Origin of the sequence: Bacteroides sp. OM08-11 (assembly GCF_003438665.1) — a bacterium.
Lineage (GTDB): Bacteria > Bacteroidota > Bacteroidia > Bacteroidales > Bacteroidaceae > Bacteroides > Bacteroides cutis.
On sequence record NZ_QSTJ01000002.1, the window covers coordinates 271,500 to 289,238 of the forward strand.

Consider the following 17,739-nt stretch of genomic DNA (forward strand, 5'->3'; position numbering starts at 1 on the left):
AAAGAGTGACAGCATTTATCAATAGGAATTATATACCGGATTTACTTGCATCCTCTTGCGTTGCATTTTATAATGTTTATGAAAATGACCAGTCGTTTTGTGTACCGTATTATGTAGATAAAATAATGTGTTTTCAAAAATGGATTTCGATATGAATATTTGTTTTCAAGAAAGAAATTGATTTTAATGTGTTTCAGAAAAAAACTATTTTTCTATTAACTTTGTCAAAAAATAGATTTATAGTAACTATGAAAAAATATAAATACATTTTGTCTATATTATGTGTTCTTATAATAGTAATGACCGTTGTCTTGATGCTTATTGTCTATCATAATGGCAGTAGAAATATGGTGGCAGGGCAGAATGGTGCGAGAGAAACTTTGCGGAAATTGGCAGAATTTGTGATAAATAGAGAATGCGAAAGATTAGAAGTTCCTGCTTATGTACTGAAAAAGTACAAAAGAGAATATACTAAACGTCGGTTGTTTACAGAAAATGGGATGTTTGTTGTAACTATCGATTCTTTGAAAGAATCGCAGGGACTCTATCCTTTGGAGACGGTTGGAAGCCGATTTAGAATGTTGCAGTCTTATTCGGTGAACCTTCTTGATATGATGTTGACTGTCTGGAAGGAAGAGATAGGAAAAGAAAATCCCATGATGAAATGTGCTTTGAAACTCACTGTTACTCCTTTGGGTAAAGCAAATCGCTATGAATCTTGTTTAGGTGATACTACCATTTGTCTATCTCAAAATTTATTGGGTACTTATTATGTTGATGACATGTACACAACGATACTGACTGCCTACTTTATTCCTTCTCCATTTGTACGATATATAGACTGGGATTCATCGGAGTTAGTGTTGGCGCTTGGCGTATGGATTTTACTATTGGGAAGTTTATTGTCTTTGATATTATTGAACTATGTAAAGAATATAGCAAATAAGTCCAAATCGGTTTTTCAAATAGGAGAATATTCTTTTGATGCTATAAGGCAGGTTTTGGTTTGTAAAGGGCAGGAAATATCCTGTTCCTCTCAATCCAATAAACTACTTTATGCCTTTGTATCTGCTCCGGATTATTTTTTATCAAATAACGAAATAGCTCATGTTTGCGGTTGGAATCTGGCAGATGACGGATTGGATAGCCGTCGTAGGACGGCAATAAGTCAAGTGAACAAACTTTTTGTGAGGGATACTGCTATCAAAATTGTCTCAATTACTGAGAAAAATGGATATCAATTAACTGTGCTATCTTGACGAAATATCGCCTACAAGGTATTGGTGGGGCGTGAGAAATTTCTCACGCCCTTTGTGCACCATATTTCTTGCAATGTTATCCATAATCCTAATTTTTTCATTTACCTTTGTTACATATTCTAATACAAAAAAACGACATTATGAAAAGTAAAAGTAAATTTATTCTGGTAAGTATGGTTGTTGTTATTTCAATTGTAGGTTATTGTAAAATCCATCAATCTGAAAATTTGAGTACATTATTATTAGAAAATGTGGAGGCATTAGCTGATGATGAGGAGATGACTTATATAGAGTGTTATGGTTCAGGTTCTGTAGACTGTCCTATTAATCATATAAAGGTAAAAGAAGTATATGCCCCCTATAGTTTACTATATTAGCCTGTTGTTTCTTTTATTATCCTCTTGTGCTTCGAATGTTTCAAAATCAAATTACAATTATGCAGAATTTCCTCATACGAAGGAGCTGAAAGCGAAGGAGATATTTCTGGATACTGCTGTGTTCCGTTATCCTTTTCGTATACGTATAGAAAATGAGTTGGCTGTTGTGCTTGACTTGCATGGTATGGATCATTTTTTTCAAGTGTTCCGTTATCCTGAGTTCCGCTATATCGCATCATTTGGTGAGTGTGGTGATTCACCCAAAGATATGCTTTCTGCCGAAAATATCCGATGGAATGGGCAATCTTTGTGGGCATTGGATGCCAATAAGAGTGAATTAACTAGGTTTGTGTTCTTTGAATCCGGTGACTCACTGCTTCGTGATGAAGCGGTGTCACTGGACAAGAAGATCCTTCGTGCTTTGGACTTTTCGCAATACGACGATTCAACTTTTATTATCCCCGATTATTCCGGCGATAATCGTTTTTGCATGGTTAGCCGTAAAGGAGAGCTGCTTCGTAAGTTTGGCAGTATGCCTACTGCGAATGAAGATGCTCTGGCACATTCACGACCTGCCTTGGCGCAAGCATGGCGCAGTTTCATTGATTACAATCCTCGTAATGGCGTTCTTGCTGCCGTTACCCAATTGGGTGAAGTCCTTGAAATTTATAATTTAAAAGATACTACCCATATTGTCCGTATCGGTCCGCATGGGGAACCGGAATTTAAGGTGTCCAGAGGTTATGGCATACCGGTCGGTATCATGGGCTTTAGTGATATAAAGGTGACTGACAAAGCTATCTATGCTGTCTTTCACGGACGTACTTTCAAGGAATTGTCACGGCAACCCAAAGGAAAAGAAGTAGACGGCGGGCAATACATCTATGTCTTCAGTCTGCAAGGCGAACCTCTGATGAAATATGTCTTGGACCGCTATATCTATGGCATTTCAGTAGATGAGGAGCGGGGCATTATTACGGCTACGGACGTGAATAGTGATGAGCCTATAGTTGAATTTAGTATGTAATAAAAGAATATAGATGGAGAGGAACGGACGGTGAACGTCTTGCTGATACATAGCGTGCCGTCCGCTCCATAACCCACCAAAGAAAGGAGGTCGAGGCAAAGATAGTATTTTAAAATCACAGTACCAGAATTGGAGCAAACAAAGTTTGTTCTGATTCAATGAGCATTTATTGTTCTTATAAATAATTGAAAAACTAACATTAAAAAAATGAACATGAAAAAATTATTGAAATATACATTTGTAGCAGCATTTGTTACAGTAGCAGGTTATGGTATTTATACCACCCAAAAGAATGAAATGATGTCAGATTTGTTGTTGGCTAATGTGGAAGCATTGGCTAATGATTCAGAAACAGGGGACAGTGTAGATTGCTGTAGTGATACAAGTTCTTGTACAGGAGACTTTTGTGGCACTTTTTATCCGGCAAATGGTACTGGTGTTGGAATTAAACTGTATTATAAATAAGTAGATAATCAGATTGTCAACAAATTATTTGTTGACAATCTGATTTCTCTTTTCTTAAATCAAAAATATGTATAAATATATATTGCTTGTTTTATTTGTAGTATTGACCTCATGTGCAAATAATTCTCAAACCAAAAAAGTCGAAAATATATCGGAATTATCGCCGTTTGAACTATTCTTCCAAGAGATACCTATTGAACCGTTACTTCATAAACCATATCAAATGGAAATAATAGATAGCATTTTAATCCTGGCAGATAATATTGAAAATAGAGCATTGCTTTTGTACAATTTGGAAGATGCTTCTTTTGTACGAGCATTGTCTATTGGACAGGGACCCAATGATGTATTAAGTCCTATTGCAATTGATGTAGATGAAAATGAGCAGGTAATAAATATTCTTCAACGGCAGAATGGAAAATGCCGAAAATATAAATTGAAAGAATTGATAAGTGGTTGTATACAAGATTGCAATAGTGTGGATTTAGGCAATTCAGATAGATTTACTCAAATAAAAAATGGATATGCATGTATTGGATTTTATGAAGATGCTTTAGTGACTTTTTTTGATGAGAGTGGCAAGTTGGAATCTAGCTTAGATTTGTATACAGAATATAAATTTTCCGATATTGCAACTAAATATAAATTGTTTCAAGGGAGAATTGCTTTTCATAACGTAAGTGGTTGTTTAATGTTAGCCCCTTCTTATGCCTCTGTTGTTAGATTTTTTCTTAAGGATAATGAGGCTTGGGTGCAGACGGATTCCTTTTGTATTGGAAACAAAAAAATGGAAAATCGTATTTTGAATGAGAAAACCCCGATTCTTCATAAAAGTGATATAAGATATTGTATTGATATTTGTAAATCTAATAATTATTTTTATATGCTATATGATGGGGATGATTTGGGACATAATCAAAATCTAGAGGCTCGATATGTATTACGTTTTGATGCCTTTGGTAGTTTGGATTGTGTCTATAAAGTAAACCCGACAATTTGTGATATATGTGTTTCTGAGGGTGATAATATCATATATGCAGTTATGATAGGAAAAGATGGTGAATATGTTCTCGCTAAATCACAACTTAAAACTATTTTATTGTAATTATTTAATTATGTGATGTGTGAAATGAAAAATAACCAGATATTGTATCTTATCATTTTATTAATCTTTTTCTTGTCGTGTGTAAACTCAAAAGAAGATAAAATTCTCTTTCTTATAAAATCTTGGGAAAATAAAGAGGTACTTTTCCCTAAAAAAAACGTTTTCACGTTACATGGAAAAGACACAATCGATTTTTCTATGCAATCTCAGTATAAGATTTTTGTATATGTAGACTCAGTAGGATGTTTGAGTTGTAAATTGAGATTACCTCAATGGCAGGAGTTTATAGATACTATATCTTCTTTGGAATTATCTTCTGTTAAATTTTTATTCTTTTTTTCACCTGAAAAGAAATCAGATATATGTAATGCTACTTATTTAGCTAATTTTAAATATCCTATATGTATTGATGAACGGGATTCTGTGAATAAATTGAATCATTTCCCTTCTAATATGGCTTTTCAGACTTTCTTATTGGATAAAAATAATAAAGTGGTAGCTATCGGTAATCCTGTTCATAATCCTAAAATAAAGGAACTTTATTTGAATATTATCCAAGGTAAGAAAGACGTTGAAGGTGAGAAAACCTTGAGAACGGAAATAACAATTAAAGAACCAATAATCTCATTGGGACACTTTAATTGGAAAGAAGAAAAGAAAACTTCGTTTAAGATAGAAAATACAGGAAAGTATCCATTAATTATCAATGATGTAACCACTTCCTGTGGGTGTACATCTGTTGATTATTCAAAAGAACCTGTCCGTCCCGGAGATAGTATTTCCCTGCAAGTTACTTATAAGGCAGATCATCCGGAACATTTTGACAAGGCGATAACGGTATATTGCAATGCCAATCCCTCGTTGGTTCATTTGAAGATTATGGGGGATGCTGAATAGATGTGTAGCTAAGATATAATTTAAAAATCACAGTATCGGAATGGGAGCAAACAAAGTTTGTTTTGATTCAATGGGAATTTATTGCTCTTATAAATAATATAAGTATGATTAGAATTGCATATGTCGTTTTTTTGCTTCTATTTGTCTCATGCAGTACAAGTAATAAAGAAGTAGAGTCGGTGATAGTTGATTTTTCAGAAGAAAGTTCTTTGTCGGCATCAGATTTATTGTCTGTTTCTTATGTAAAGTTAGAGACAGGTGATGATTATTTATTGGCGGGTGGTAATCAATGTACTAATGTTGGAGATCGTTATATTCTATTGGATAATATTATGGCGAGAACTCTTTATGCTTTCAATTTAGATGGAAGTTTTGTACAACAAATTGGTAAAAAAGGAAATGGACCTGGTGAGTATATTAACCCTTTTGAGTATTCAGTAAATGAACGGGATAAAACTCTTTCTGTTATTGATATTGAACAACAAAAGATAATTGTCTATAGTTTGGCTGACTTTCGCTTTTTGTCTGAGAAAAAAATGCCATTTTATAGTGATTATATGGAACAATTACCAAATGGTGATTATGTATGGTATAATAAGTTGGCATCGGATGCTTCAGATTCCTATGTTTTTATAACAGATAAGGATTTAAATATAAAGAAGAGTTTCATTCCTATTGATTTTTCAAGTGGATATTCCTTGGGTACGAGCCGAAAGTTGTATAAGCAAGGTGATGAAGTAAGCTTATATACACCTTTTAATCCTGTATTATATCGTGTAAAGAGTGACAGCATTTATCCTGCTTTTCAGTTCAAGTTTGGAGAAAAGAAATTACCACCCATAGATTTTTTAAAAGAAAAGTCTGCTAATAATAAGAATTACATACCGGAGTTATTAGAATCACCCTACGTTGCATTTTATAATGTTTATGAAAGTGACCAGTTGCTATGTGTGCCATATTATATGGATAAAACAATGTATTTTGGGTTTTATGATAAAAAGAAGAACATTTCATATAATTTTTCTCAAGATAAACTTCAATCAGAACTTCAAATAGGGGCTTTTAGCTCTCCGATAGGAGTAACTCAGGATGGTTCTTTTATTTCTTTACTTCGTCCGGGATTACTTTTGCAGTTACAGGAAAAGGGGAATAAAATAAATGATGAGTTGATACAATTGCTGAATGAATCAACAGAAGAAGATAATCCAATTCTGCTAATTTATTCATTGAAGAAATAGAATAAATACTTTTGACTCTTGAATATTCTTGATTAAGTAAATAGAAACTTATTTTGAAATGAAAATTTTAGTGCTGATAGTTGCGGTGATTTGTCTTTTTTCTTGTAACGGAATAAAGAAAGATAAGATTAATCATCTAGTGCAAGAATGGAGTAGTAAGCAAATAACATATCCTGATATTATGCATTTTACTATATTAGGAGCTGATACAAATTTTTTGCCAAAAAGTGAATATAAAATTATATCCTATATTGACTCAACAGGATGTACAAGCTGTAAACTGAGACTGTCACAATGGAAGGAGTTTATTAATCAACTAGACTCTTTAGGGAATTTCCCAATTTTATTTTTTATGTATCCTAAAAGTCAAAATGAATTGAATTATATCTTGAAACGAAATCATTTTGATTATCCTGTTTGTATTGATGAAAATGATTCTTTCAATAAATTAAATCACTTTCCATCAGATATGATGTTTCAAACTTTCTTACTTGATAAAAATGATAAAGTGGTAGCTATCGGTAATCCTGTTCATAATCCTAAAATAAAGGAACTTTATTTGAATATTATCCAAGGTAAGAAAGACGTTGAAGGTGAGAAAACCTTGAGAACGGAAATAACAATTAAAGAACCAATAATCTCATTGGGACACTTTAATTGGAAAGAAGAAAAGAAAACTTCGTTTAAGATAGAAAATACAGGAAAGTATCCATTAATTATCAATGATGTAACCACTTCCTGTGGGTGTACATCTGTTGATTATTCAAAAGAACCTGTCCGTCCCGGAGATAGTATTTCCCTGCAAGTTACTTATAAGGCAGATCATCCGGAACATTTTGACAAGGCGATAACGGTATATTGCAATGCCAATCCCTCGTTGGTTCATTTGAAGATTATGGGGGATACCGAGTAGAATTAGATCTATATAATTGGAATGATGGGACGTGTGGGTTACAACATACTGATGCCGATATTGACCGTATTGCTGATTTCATGCAGCAGTATGGAAGATAAGCGTCTGGACTTCTGTCTACAAGCGGCGGACAGTAATGCGGAAGAATTGAAAATAGTGCTGAAACATTATGAGAAAGAACCGGAGAAGCTGAAGGCTGCCCGATTTTTATTATCGAACATGTTGTATAATTATGCCTACACGGATGGAGAGATAGATAGTTTGAAACGGGTTTTGACGATGGCTATACCACAACAGGAAACCCTCTCAAAGGAGATAAGGGATAAATGGAAAGGTACACGCTATAACAAAGCGCAGAAAGAGTTTGATGTTCGGAAAATAAAGGCTGATTTATTGATAGAGAATATAGATTTGGCTTTTGAGGTATGGGAACGCCGTCCATGGAGTAAACATTATTCTTTTGAAGATTTCTGTGATTATATTCTTCCTTATCGATTGGATAATGAGCCTTTGGAGCGATGGCGGAAGTTATATTATGATCGCTACGCTAGTATGCTTGATTCGTTATATCAAGGTACGGATGTAGTGAAGGCTGCTGAGTTGCTGCATGATTATATCAAGAAAGAAGGATTTGCTCATAACCGTGATTTTGCACTTCCTCATTTTGGAGCTCTTTTTCTATGGAAAAACCGTATTGGATATTGCCGGGACAAAACGGATTTGTTGTGTTATGCAATGAGGGCTGCCGGGATACCTGTAGCGTCGGACTCTTATTTTGTATCTAATACATATGTAGGAAATCATAATTGGGTAGCTTTGATAGATACGACCGGACAAACAATTCCTTTTGAGTTTGAGCAGGATAAGGACATTGTACGTGATTTGATTGATGCCCGTAAGCGTGGCAAGGTATATCGTAAGATGTATTCCATGCAACCTGAAAAAATTGAGGGGCAGTATGAGGATAAAGAACTTTATGCTCGCTTCAGGCAGCCTTATTTGAAAGACGTGACAGCGGAATATCGGTCTGTTAATAGGTTGGAGACGAATATTGCCAATAACGGAAAGGAAAAGTATGCTTATCTGTCGGTGTTTGACGGTAGCAAATTTGATCCGATTGATGTGACGAGAGCTGGAAAAGATAGAGCGGTATTCCGTAATGTGGAACCGGATATGTTATATCAGGTCACTTTTTATCGGCAGGGGGAGTTTGTACCTGCCGGAGAACCTTTTTGGTTGGATGGAACGTTGTCTGTGCGGTATTTCCGACCGGATGAACAACATCGGATTACGGTATGTCTTAACCGTAAGTTTCCTGACAGTAGAGTGAAAAAGTATCTTGAAACGGCTGTAGGGGTATGTATAGAAGGTGCCAATCGGAAAGACTTTAGAGATGCCGAACTTTTATGTCAGGTGGCAGACAGTCCTAAAGTGAATTATAATATAGTAAATCTGTCAAAGACGCATGAATATCGCTATATCCGCTATAAGGCCCGGAAAGGACGTTTTTTGCAGTTAGGAGAGTTTGCTGTATTCAGTGATACGATGCAGCAAAATAAATGGATACCTGTAAGTATAGAGGCGGATACGATACTGCCGGAAGAAGAAAAAAGAAAAATAGAGGCGGTAAACGATGGTGATTGGGTCAGCTTTTACAAATCGAAGCGTAGAGGTGAAGCGTTGATTTTTGATTTTGGGCAACAGGTGCCGGTACATAGTGTAGTCTATGTTCCGCGAAATGATGATAATTATGTGCGTGCAGGAGATACGTATGAATTATTTTATCAGGATGGAATAAAAGGATGGGTCTCACTTGGCAAGCGGACAGCTACGTCTGTTTGGCTGAAGTATGACAATGTACCCGAGAATGCATTGCTTTGGTTACGAAACCTTACAAGAGGTAAAGAGGAGAGGGCTTTTTATTATGAAGATGGACGACAGGTTTTTCCATAAGATATATGTTGTATGGGCTATGATAGCTATACAGTTATTATGGACCGGATGTACTACGGATGAAGACCGTCGTATAGAGGATACTTTGGTTTTTGCCGGAGACAATCGTGTGGAACTGGAACGGGTACTGAATTACTATAAGGATAGGGGGATACCTTGAAATGGAAGGCTGCCAGATTTCTGATTGCCAATATGAAGGACAAGTTCGCATATAATGTACCGGAATTGGATAACATCCGGCAGGCGATGATCGATGTGAAGACAAAAAATGCGATTGAGAAAAGATGGAAAAATTTTCCTTATAGGAGTTTGCCTAAAGTATATGATGCGCAGGTTATAACTGCCGATTATCTGATGGAGAATATAGAGCTGGCTTTTGAAGCATGGCGGAGGTATGAGTGGGGTAAATATTATTCTTTTGACGATTTCTGTGAGTATCTGTTACCCTACCGGATAGGGGATGAACCGCTGGAAAAGTGGCGTGGGGAGTATCGTGATTATTTTGTACCGTTGCTGGACTCTTTGTATAGAGGAACGGATGTGATAGAAGCTGCAAGCGCGATGCAACATTATGCGGAACGTGCCGGATACAGGCATAATACAGATTTCAACATGCCGCATCACGGGGCGCTTTCTTTGAGGAAATGCTGGATGGGGACGTGCAGGGAGTATTGTGATTATATCATGTATATGTTTCGTACATTGGGAATTCCCGTGACGAGAGACCGGTATAAATATTCACCGGAAATCAGGCAAAGCCATGAATGGAATGCGGTGGAAGACACGACCGGGAGATTTATTCCCATAGAGTTTCATGAATCGGGAGTGAAACGGGATTGGGAAAACAAACGGAGAAAGGGAAAGGTATATCGTACTTGTTTTGCCAGACAAGCGTATCCTGCATTTGGTGGGGATTATTATTTGCGTGATGTGACTGCGGAGTACTTCGGTGGGAATATCGTGAAGGTTCCTATCGAAAAAAATGAAGATGGGTTTATTGCCGTGTTTGCTTTTGAGGGGTGGATGCCTGTGGGGTGTTATGAAAAGGATGGCGGATATGCCCGTATTGAAAATATTGAACCGGAAGCAATCTTTATGCCGGTGGCGAAAGGAAAAGACGGTCTGGTAGAGAATGGTTATCCTTTCATGCTGGAAGGAGGGAAAATCAGGGTATTTAAACCTGATTGTACTAAGAAGGAGAGGGTGAGACTGACCCGGAAGTATCCGGTGACATCTTACATGAAGGATCATTTATACAGAATTAATGGAACTCGTGTGGAAGCCAGTAACCGGCTTGACTTTGAAGATACGGATCTTTTGACGGTGGTGCGAGACAGCGGGTTGTATTTGAAGCGGTACATCGAGCTCCGGCCCAAGAAACGTTATAGGTATTTGAAGCTCAATTTGATAAGAAAAGCGCAACTGGAGATTGCTGAACTGTGCGTATATACTGATACTGCTTTTACAGAAAAATTGCGTTTTGATTTTGTGGAGGATTTGCTACCCACATGCAGCATGCCGGGCCGGGAAATAGATAAGGCGCAGGACGGTGATTGGCTTTCTTTGTTTCAGTCGTATAAGAGAAGTGTTTTCTTAGTGCTGGATTTTGGCAGACCGGTAGAGATAGGTGGCATCTTGTGGATACCGCGTAACGATGATAATTATGTGAAAAGTGGTGATTGCTACGAGTTGCTGTATCAGGATGGAGCGAATGGTTGGGTGTCATTGGGCAGGAAGGTAGCGGAAGATGATTTCATAGAGTTTGATGATGTACCGTCTAATGCTTTGTTGAGATTGCATCATTGTACCAAAGGAGTGGAAGAACAGGTGTTTCTGTGGGAGAGTGGGAAACAACGTTTCTTGGGACATTTAAGATGATTAGGATAATATAATATAATGATAAAAGGAGCGGACAGTGTGAATTTTTATTGGAGCAAAACTTACTGCCCGTTCCATAACCAACTAAAAAAGGAGGTCGAGGCAAAGGTAGATATTTGATTAATAATTAGCAATTTTTTTGCTTATCCGTTGAAATGATAGACACGGGAGAAATATATGTATGTCACCTTTTACATAACCCATATAATAATTAATGTATATGAATAAATTGTATTGTTTTATATTTATTTCATGTCTTTTGAGTGCTTGTGGAAAAAAAAGAGAAATTTCTAAAGAAGGAACTATAATAACATGTGAACAGAAGGATGTGCCGTTACGTATATCTGAATTCTCGGATAAAGCATTTTTGTTACCATTGGAAACCAGTGAAAAGTCTTTGTTTGGTGGAGTTGATAAATTGGTGTTTTACGACAATAAAATATATGTACTGGATCAAAAATATGCAGCAAAGATAATGATATTTGATGCATCAACGGGGAAATTTATTTCAAAAATTGGCACTATCGGTAGTGGCCCGGGAGAATATAAAAGTATATCGGATTTCTCTATTGATGAAGAAAAGAAGAAAATATATGTATTGACTAATCGGCATAAAGTAATAACATATACATTGTTTGGGGATTTCGTTCATGAGAAGAATTTGGGTTTTTATGCAGATAAGATGGAATATGCGAAAGAGCATTTTTATTTTATCTGTAGTGATATAAAAGATGATAATTTGATAATAACGGATGCGAAGTATCATAAATTAATTTCATATTTCTCGCAAAAAGAATATGGAGCTAACCAAAGGATGCTTATTCACCCGTTATATAAAAAAAATGATGAAATATATTATCGAAGATTTTTGGATAATATCGTTTACAAAATAGATAATATCGTTTCATCTGTCTATAAGATAAATTTAGGAAAGAATGAATTACAGTTGGACGGGTTTGATAAATTATCAAAGCAAGAATTATTATTGGAGATGGGAAAATCTTCTTGTCATTTGAAGTATTTTGTAGAGAACGAAGATGTGATTACTTATGTTTATTTTGATAATAATAAGCCCGTCTTTGCTCTGTATGAAAAAGAAAAGAATAAAGGAAACTCGTGTTATTGTGAAACGCTGATTGATGATTATTATGGAATTAATATGCCTTTGTTAGAATATGAGGCTAATGGTAATTGTTTGGTTGCGGTGGTTTCTCCCATAGGTTTGAAGGAACAAATGAATGATGAAGGTAAGAAAATTTTGGAAAGTTATGGAGTTACAGAGGAGTCGAACCCTATATTGTATATTATTCAAACCCATTGAAAATGAAACTAAGATTTTTTATATCTGTATTATTCCTTTTAGTATGTTTTATGTCCTGTCATAATATAAAAAAAGAGAATATTCTTCAGATGGCAGATAATTGGACAGGAAAAATAATGATATTTCCAGAGAGTATGACATATACGGTTCAAGGGGAAAAAATACCAAATGATTCTATGTTTAATACTGAATATACGATTGTTTCCTATGTTGATACTATAGGATGTCTGAGTTGTAAATTACATTTAGATAAATGGAAAATAATAATTCAGGAAATGAATGGAATTACCCCTTCCTTAGTGTCGCCAATCTTAATTTTTCATGTGAATGATATGAAAGAAGCTACATATATGTTGGATCGTTATGAGTTTAATTATCCAATCTGTATTGACACACTTGATATTTTTAATAAAGTAAACCATTTGCTATCAATTCCATCCTTTCAAACCTTTTTATTAGATAAGGATAATAAAATTGTAGCTATAGGTAATCCTGTTTATAATCCTAAAATCAAAGAACTTTATATGAATATAATTCAGGGAAAAGCAGATTTAAATTAGAAACTATAGTATGCATAAGTCGTTTCGTTTACATAAAATCATTGATTGGGGAATAAATATCTTTCTCTGTATCTGTGGCATGGGGCTTTTGTGGCTGGTTATCCAAGTTTTTTGCGTCACATCGTTTCATATACCCAGCGACTCTATGGAACCGGAATTATTGGCAGGTGATGCAATTTTGGTAAACAAGATGAAATATGGTGCACGGCTGTTCAACATCATGGAGGCGGTCAATGACAAACAGGTGAAGATTAAACGTCTGCCGGGACTGGGAGAGGTGGAACGAAATGATGTGGTGGTTTTTAATTATCCCTGCCCTAAGAAGTGGAAACGGATTGAGATGGATGTGATGCAATATTATGTGAAGCGTTGTGTGGCGTTGCCGGGAGATACGTTCCGGATTGTGAACGGAAGATACCGGGTGGATGGCTATCCGCATGAATTGGGGAATGTGGAGGCGCAAGACCGTTTTATGACGATCATTAAGGAACGGCAACTGTCGGACGAGGATACCGGAGTCAGGGCTTATCCGGGGGGGACACAGAAATGGACGGTAAAAAACTTTGGGCCGTTCTATATTCCAAAGGCGGGTGACTGTATTCGGTTGGATAGTGTTACTTTCAGGCTTTATAAGAATGTGATAGAATGGGAACGGCAGGAGAGGTTGAAGTGTAAGAATAATCATGTATATATAGGTGACCGGATACTTTCGGAATATTGTTTCCAGAAGAATTATTACTTCATGGCGGGTGATAAGGTGGAAAACTCTAAAGATTCACGTTATTGGGGATTATTACCCGAAGAATATATTGTAGGTAAAGCTTGTAGAATATGGAAATCGGTAGATGAAAACAGGGGAACCGTAAGATGGGACAGGATATGGAAAACGATAAAATGAAAGTGTGGAGATTTAATGTGGCAGGTGTTCTATTGATTGTTGCCATGTTGCTGTTGCTCTCTTTGGCGAGTATCACTAATTCTGGGTTGGCGGCAGGTGAAACCATCGAGCAATGGATATGGTTTGATAAAATGGCTGTGGTGGCAGCCGGAATTGCCTTATTGATACCTTTTGTGCTGAGGCAGAAGAAATATTTGTATGACTCTGCATATTGTTTGTCGGTGGCATTGATGATTTGGGGTGGTGCAGAGGCTGTTTGGGGGATATGCCAGTTGTATGGGTTTGCAGTTTCGGGGCATTCACGATATGCGCTGACCGGTTCTTTTTTTAATCCGGGTCCGTATGCAGGTTATCTGGCGATGGTGCTGCCCGTGTGTCTATGTCGTACTATGGAATTATGGTATCCGTGGAGGTATATGCCGGAAAAGATTTTGAGAATAGAGAAGTGCATTGCAATAGGAGCAGGGATTTGTATCCTTTGTGTACTCCCTGCCACCATGAGCCGTTCGGCATGGCTGGCAGCCGGGATATCTTGCGTATGTGTGGTTGCCATGGAGAATGGTTGGGGAAGAATTTGGCTTGGAATGTGGAAATGGAAAAGAAAGCGTGCGGTGATGACTGTAATCGGGAGTGTGGCTACGCTGATGTTGGTGTTTTTCCTGATGTTTATGATTAAGCAGGATTCTGCCAAAGGACGGTTGTTTATGTGGAAGATCGCGTGTCGTGCGGTGGTCGAGAAACCTTGGAGCGGGCATGGAGAAGGAAGTTTTGCAGCGGCCTTTGGAGTGGCGCAAGAAAAGTATTTTGCAGGGGAGGAATATAGTCAGTGGGAAGAACATGTGGCGGGAAGTCCGAAGTATGCTTTTAATGAATATCTGAAGGTGACGATTGAATATGGAATACCGGTGACAATTTTGGTATTACTGGTTATAGGTTTTTGTCTGTATTCGGGAATACGCCAGGAGCGCTACGGGGTATGTGCGGCTATAATTTCACTGTTGGTATTTTCTTTTTCATCTTATCCGCTTCAACTTCCGGTATTTCTTGTTACATTAGTCGGCCTGTTACTGGTGTGTGTGATGAATAACAGGTGGACAACTTTGGTGATGATGGCTGTTGTGATAGCTGCATACGGTATATGCCGCTTGCCGGATGACCGCAAGATGCTGGATGCCTGCCGGGAAGAGGTGAATGTACGGATGCTTTATCGGGCGGGAGCTTACGAAGCGGCATTGGAAGGTTATGAAAGACTTTATCCTTTGTTGAAAGAGAAAGATAGTTTTATGTTTGAGTATGGGCACTGCTTGCATAAACTGGAAAGATATGAGGATTCTAACCGGATCATGGAAGAAGCGATGAAGGTGAGCAATGATCCGATGATACTGAATATAATAGGTAAGAACTATCAGCAAATGGGAAATTACCGGGCAGCGGAAAATAGGTTTATCCGTGCTATCTGTCGTCTGCCGGGAAGGATATATCCGTATTATCTGTTGGCAAAATTGTATGCAGAACCGGATTTTTGCCAACCGGATAAATTTGAAGAAATGAAGAGGATAGTATGGACGAAGAAACCGAAAGTTGAGTCTACGGCTATACGGGAAATGAGGGAAGAATTGGAAAAAATAGATATGAGGATACAAAAGTAAGATACCGGTTATCGAATTTAGACAAAGCATGAGATTTTTTTTAATAGAGTATGGCTACACGTAGTGATAAATGATATATTAAAAGGAGCAGACGATGTCACCTTCCTTTGCACAGAAAAAACACAGAATGCTCCCTAACCTCTAAAAATAGAAGCCCGGCAAAGATACTATTTTCATTTAATAAGCAATGCGTTTGCTTCGTCCGTTGAAATGATGAATACGGAAAAACATAAATAGTAAACATTAAAATGATTTTTATATGAAAAAAAATGTTAAGTTAGCTTTTGTTGCAGCGTTTGCGGCAATTGCAGGATATGGTGTTTATACGTCACAGAAATCTGATTCTGTGTCGGATTTACTATTGGCTAATGTGGAAGCATTGGCCAATGATACTGAAAGTAGTGATGGATATAAATATGTATTTCCGGGTAGTGATCCTAGTGTAAAATGCGTATGTTCTGGTTCAGGTAGTAAAAGTTGCTGCTAATTTGAATTAAAAGAAAAGAGAAAGAACTCTATTATACGTTTTCTTTTCCTTTTGTTACAACACTACAGTATATGAAAAGAAATATATATTTATTGTTACTATCTTTCGTTGTTCTTAGCATTTTAGCTTGTGATAATACTAAAAATAAACCGGAAGTTGGTGGAAGAAAAATCATGTTTGTTGAAAATAAATCAGAGCATGATAAATTGGAGCTTTCCCAAAACAGAAGATACATTCAACTTGATACCCAAGAAGAATGTTTGATAACGGAGATTACACAACTACTTTGTACATCCAAAGAAATCTTCATATTTGATGTGTATTCTCAATCAGTTTTTGTATTTAGTTACGAAGGAAAATATTTGAGAAAATTACATAGAATAGGACAAGGTCCTGGAGAATATTCTATGATGTCAGCAATCTCGTTGAATGAACAAGACCATCGAATATCTATAGTAGATTTAGGGAGTCGTATAATAAATTATGATATGGATACATTTGAGTGTTTGGAACAACAAAGTATTGATGCTGTATCTGCCGAAGAAGTTGCTAAAGGGGAATATATAGCTTATAACTCACTTCCTGTAATGAAAAAAGATGTGAAGCATAAATTTCATTTACTTCAATATGATAAACAGGGTAATATAGAAAAAAAGTACGTGCCTATCGATTTTGAAAGTGGTTATTCGATGCGACCTATTCATCGTTTCTATAGACAGGGAAATGATATATTCTTCTATCCTCCTTTTACTTCAAAAGTCTATAAAATTACGAAAGACTCATGCTTTGTTTGTTATAATGTGGCGTATGAGAATCTTTCTTTTCCTCCATTGGAATATTTACAGTCATCAGAGATGAAAGGGGAGAATTATATTTCAAAACTATATAACGAACATTATATTTATTCTGTCCAGTTATTTGAAAATAAAGATTTTTTTGTCTCTTTATTTAATGTAGAGAAAAAAGGTTATATTGGTATATATGATAAAAATAGAGACAAGGGTTCCTATTTCTTTAGAAAAACATATCTTGCCCCTAATCAAGAGATTGACTATTTTCAAATAGTAGGTTCGTGTGGTGATGACTTTATTGCTGTATTAAAACCTTTTGATATAAAAGAAAATGTGAAGGTAAGGGATACGGAACTTGGAAAGATAATTAATAATACGAAAGAAGATAGTAATCCTATTCTGATGTTTTTTCAGTTTAGAGACGAAAACTTTATTTAGAAATGGGAATATTAATGCTTATAATTACCATGGTTTGTCTTTTCCTTTGTGGAGAAACGAACAAGGAAAGGATTAACCATTTGGTGAAAGAATGGAATGGAAAACAAATAGTCTTTCCTGATGTAATGCAGTTTACCCTATTAGGAAATGATACAAACTATTTACCGAAAAGTGAATATAAGATTCTATCTACTTCCTGTGGCTGTACTTCCGTTGATTATTTCAAGCAGCCTGTTTCTCCCGGTGATAGTATTTCATTGCAGGTCGCTTATAAAGCAGACCATCCGGAGCACTTTGGCAAAACGATAATCGTGTATTCCAATATGAATCCTTCGTCGGTTCAATTGAAGATAACGGGGGATGCGGAATAGAATCAGTTTTAATATGAAATATATTCGATTGTCTTTATTGATGATGATTTTTTAGAATTTGTATTATTTATTTTACATTCTAATGATAAATACTAATTTTGCAACAATCTTA

The 17,739-nt window shown here is 36.3% G+C and carries 18 protein-coding genes; all 18 read left to right on the forward strand.

Features of this window, described 5'->3' with window-relative positions:
• Positions 1-299: 299 nt before the first annotated feature.
• The 18 genes from DXC10_RS04870 (at position 300) to DXC10_RS16695 (ending at position 17,627) form a co-directional block, all read left to right on the forward strand.
• Positions 300-1,259, forward strand: a complete 960-nt coding sequence (locus tag DXC10_RS04870) for a DNA-binding response regulator (protein ID WP_117737424.1) — start codon at positions 300-302, stop codon at positions 1,257-1,259.
• A gap of 140 nt (positions 1,260-1,399) precedes the next feature.
• Entirely contained in the window at positions 1,400-1,636 is a 237-nt protein-coding gene (locus tag DXC10_RS04875; RefSeq protein ID WP_117737425.1) for an NVEALA domain-containing protein, read from the forward strand.
• On the forward strand, positions 1,611-2,663 hold the full coding sequence (locus DXC10_RS04880) for a BF3164 family lipoprotein (RefSeq protein ID WP_117737426.1): 1,053 nt from the start codon (positions 1,611-1,613) through the stop codon (positions 2,661-2,663). Before DXC10_RS04875 ends, DXC10_RS04880 begins: the two co-directional genes overlap by 26 nt.
• 207 nt (positions 2,664-2,870) lie before the next feature.
• Positions 2,871-3,128: an NVEALA domain-containing protein gene (locus tag DXC10_RS04885; protein WP_370448200.1), complete on the forward strand. Its 258-nt coding sequence runs from the start codon at positions 2,871-2,873 to the stop codon at positions 3,126-3,128.
• A gap of 67 nt (positions 3,129-3,195) precedes the next feature.
• Positions 3,196-4,233 carry a BF3164 family lipoprotein gene (locus DXC10_RS04890; protein ID WP_101544581.1) on the forward strand — a complete coding sequence of 346 codons (1,038 nt, stop codon included), beginning with the start codon at positions 3,196-3,198 and terminating at the stop codon, positions 4,231-4,233.
• Between the two features lie 24 nt (positions 4,234-4,257).
• The gene (locus DXC10_RS04895; protein WP_117737539.1) at positions 4,258-5,130 is read left to right on the forward strand and encodes a DUF1573 domain-containing protein; all 873 of its coding nucleotides are present in this window, start codon (positions 4,258-4,260) and stop codon (positions 5,128-5,130) included.
• A gap of 104 nt (positions 5,131-5,234) precedes the next feature.
• Positions 5,235-6,368 (forward strand): 6-bladed beta-propeller, encoded by a 1,134-nt coding sequence (locus DXC10_RS04900; RefSeq protein ID WP_117737427.1) that lies wholly within the window; start codon positions 5,235-5,237, stop codon positions 6,366-6,368.
• A 58-nt stretch (positions 6,369-6,426) separates the two neighbouring features.
• The gene (locus tag DXC10_RS04905; RefSeq protein WP_117737428.1) at positions 6,427-7,281 is read left to right on the forward strand and encodes a DUF1573 domain-containing protein; all 855 of its coding nucleotides are present in this window, start codon (positions 6,427-6,429) and stop codon (positions 7,279-7,281) included.
• Positions 7,282-7,302: 21 nt separating this feature from the next.
• Positions 7,303-9,234, forward strand: a complete 1,932-nt coding sequence (locus DXC10_RS04910) for a transglutaminase-like domain-containing protein (RefSeq protein WP_147331293.1) — start codon at positions 7,303-7,305, stop codon at positions 9,232-9,234.
• The gene (locus tag DXC10_RS04915) at positions 9,212-9,394 is read left to right on the forward strand and encodes a hypothetical protein (RefSeq protein WP_147331294.1); all 183 of its coding nucleotides are present in this window, start codon (positions 9,212-9,214) and stop codon (positions 9,392-9,394) included. Before DXC10_RS04910 ends, DXC10_RS04915 begins: the two co-directional genes overlap by 23 nt.
• Positions 9,395-9,426: 32 nt before the next feature.
• Entirely contained in the window at positions 9,427-11,112 is a 1,686-nt protein-coding gene (locus tag DXC10_RS04920) for a hypothetical protein (protein ID WP_147331295.1), read from the forward strand.
• Positions 11,113-11,332: 220 nt separating this feature from the next.
• Positions 11,333-12,433 (forward strand): 6-bladed beta-propeller, encoded by a 1,101-nt coding sequence (locus tag DXC10_RS04925; RefSeq protein WP_158557818.1) that lies wholly within the window; start codon positions 11,333-11,335, stop codon positions 12,431-12,433.
• Between the two features lie 89 nt (positions 12,434-12,522).
• Complete coding sequence (locus DXC10_RS04930; protein ID WP_145998990.1) at positions 12,523-12,993, forward strand: hypothetical protein; 471 nt, start codon at positions 12,523-12,525, stop codon at positions 12,991-12,993.
• A 10-nt stretch (positions 12,994-13,003) separates the two neighbouring features.
• Positions 13,004-13,891, forward strand: a complete 888-nt coding sequence (gene lepB / locus DXC10_RS04935) for a signal peptidase I (RefSeq protein ID WP_117737432.1) — start codon at positions 13,004-13,006, stop codon at positions 13,889-13,891.
• Positions 13,873-15,540: an O-antigen ligase family protein gene (locus tag DXC10_RS04940; RefSeq protein WP_117737540.1), complete on the forward strand. Its 1,668-nt coding sequence runs from the start codon at positions 13,873-13,875 to the stop codon at positions 15,538-15,540. The genes lepB and DXC10_RS04940 overlap by 19 nt, the downstream gene beginning before the upstream one ends.
• A 259-nt stretch (positions 15,541-15,799) precedes the next feature.
• Complete coding sequence (locus DXC10_RS04945) at positions 15,800-16,027, forward strand: NVEALA domain-containing protein (RefSeq protein ID WP_117737433.1); 228 nt, start codon at positions 15,800-15,802, stop codon at positions 16,025-16,027.
• Positions 16,028-16,098: 71 nt separating this feature from the next.
• Positions 16,099-17,256 carry a 6-bladed beta-propeller gene (locus tag DXC10_RS04950; protein WP_117737434.1) on the forward strand — a complete coding sequence of 386 codons (1,158 nt, stop codon included), beginning with the start codon at positions 16,099-16,101 and terminating at the stop codon, positions 17,254-17,256.
• Positions 17,257-17,270: 14 nt separating this feature from the next.
• Entirely contained in the window at positions 17,271-17,627 is a 357-nt protein-coding gene (locus DXC10_RS16695; RefSeq protein WP_370448201.1) for a DUF1573 domain-containing protein, read from the forward strand.
• Positions 17,628-17,739 lie beyond the last annotated feature (112 nt).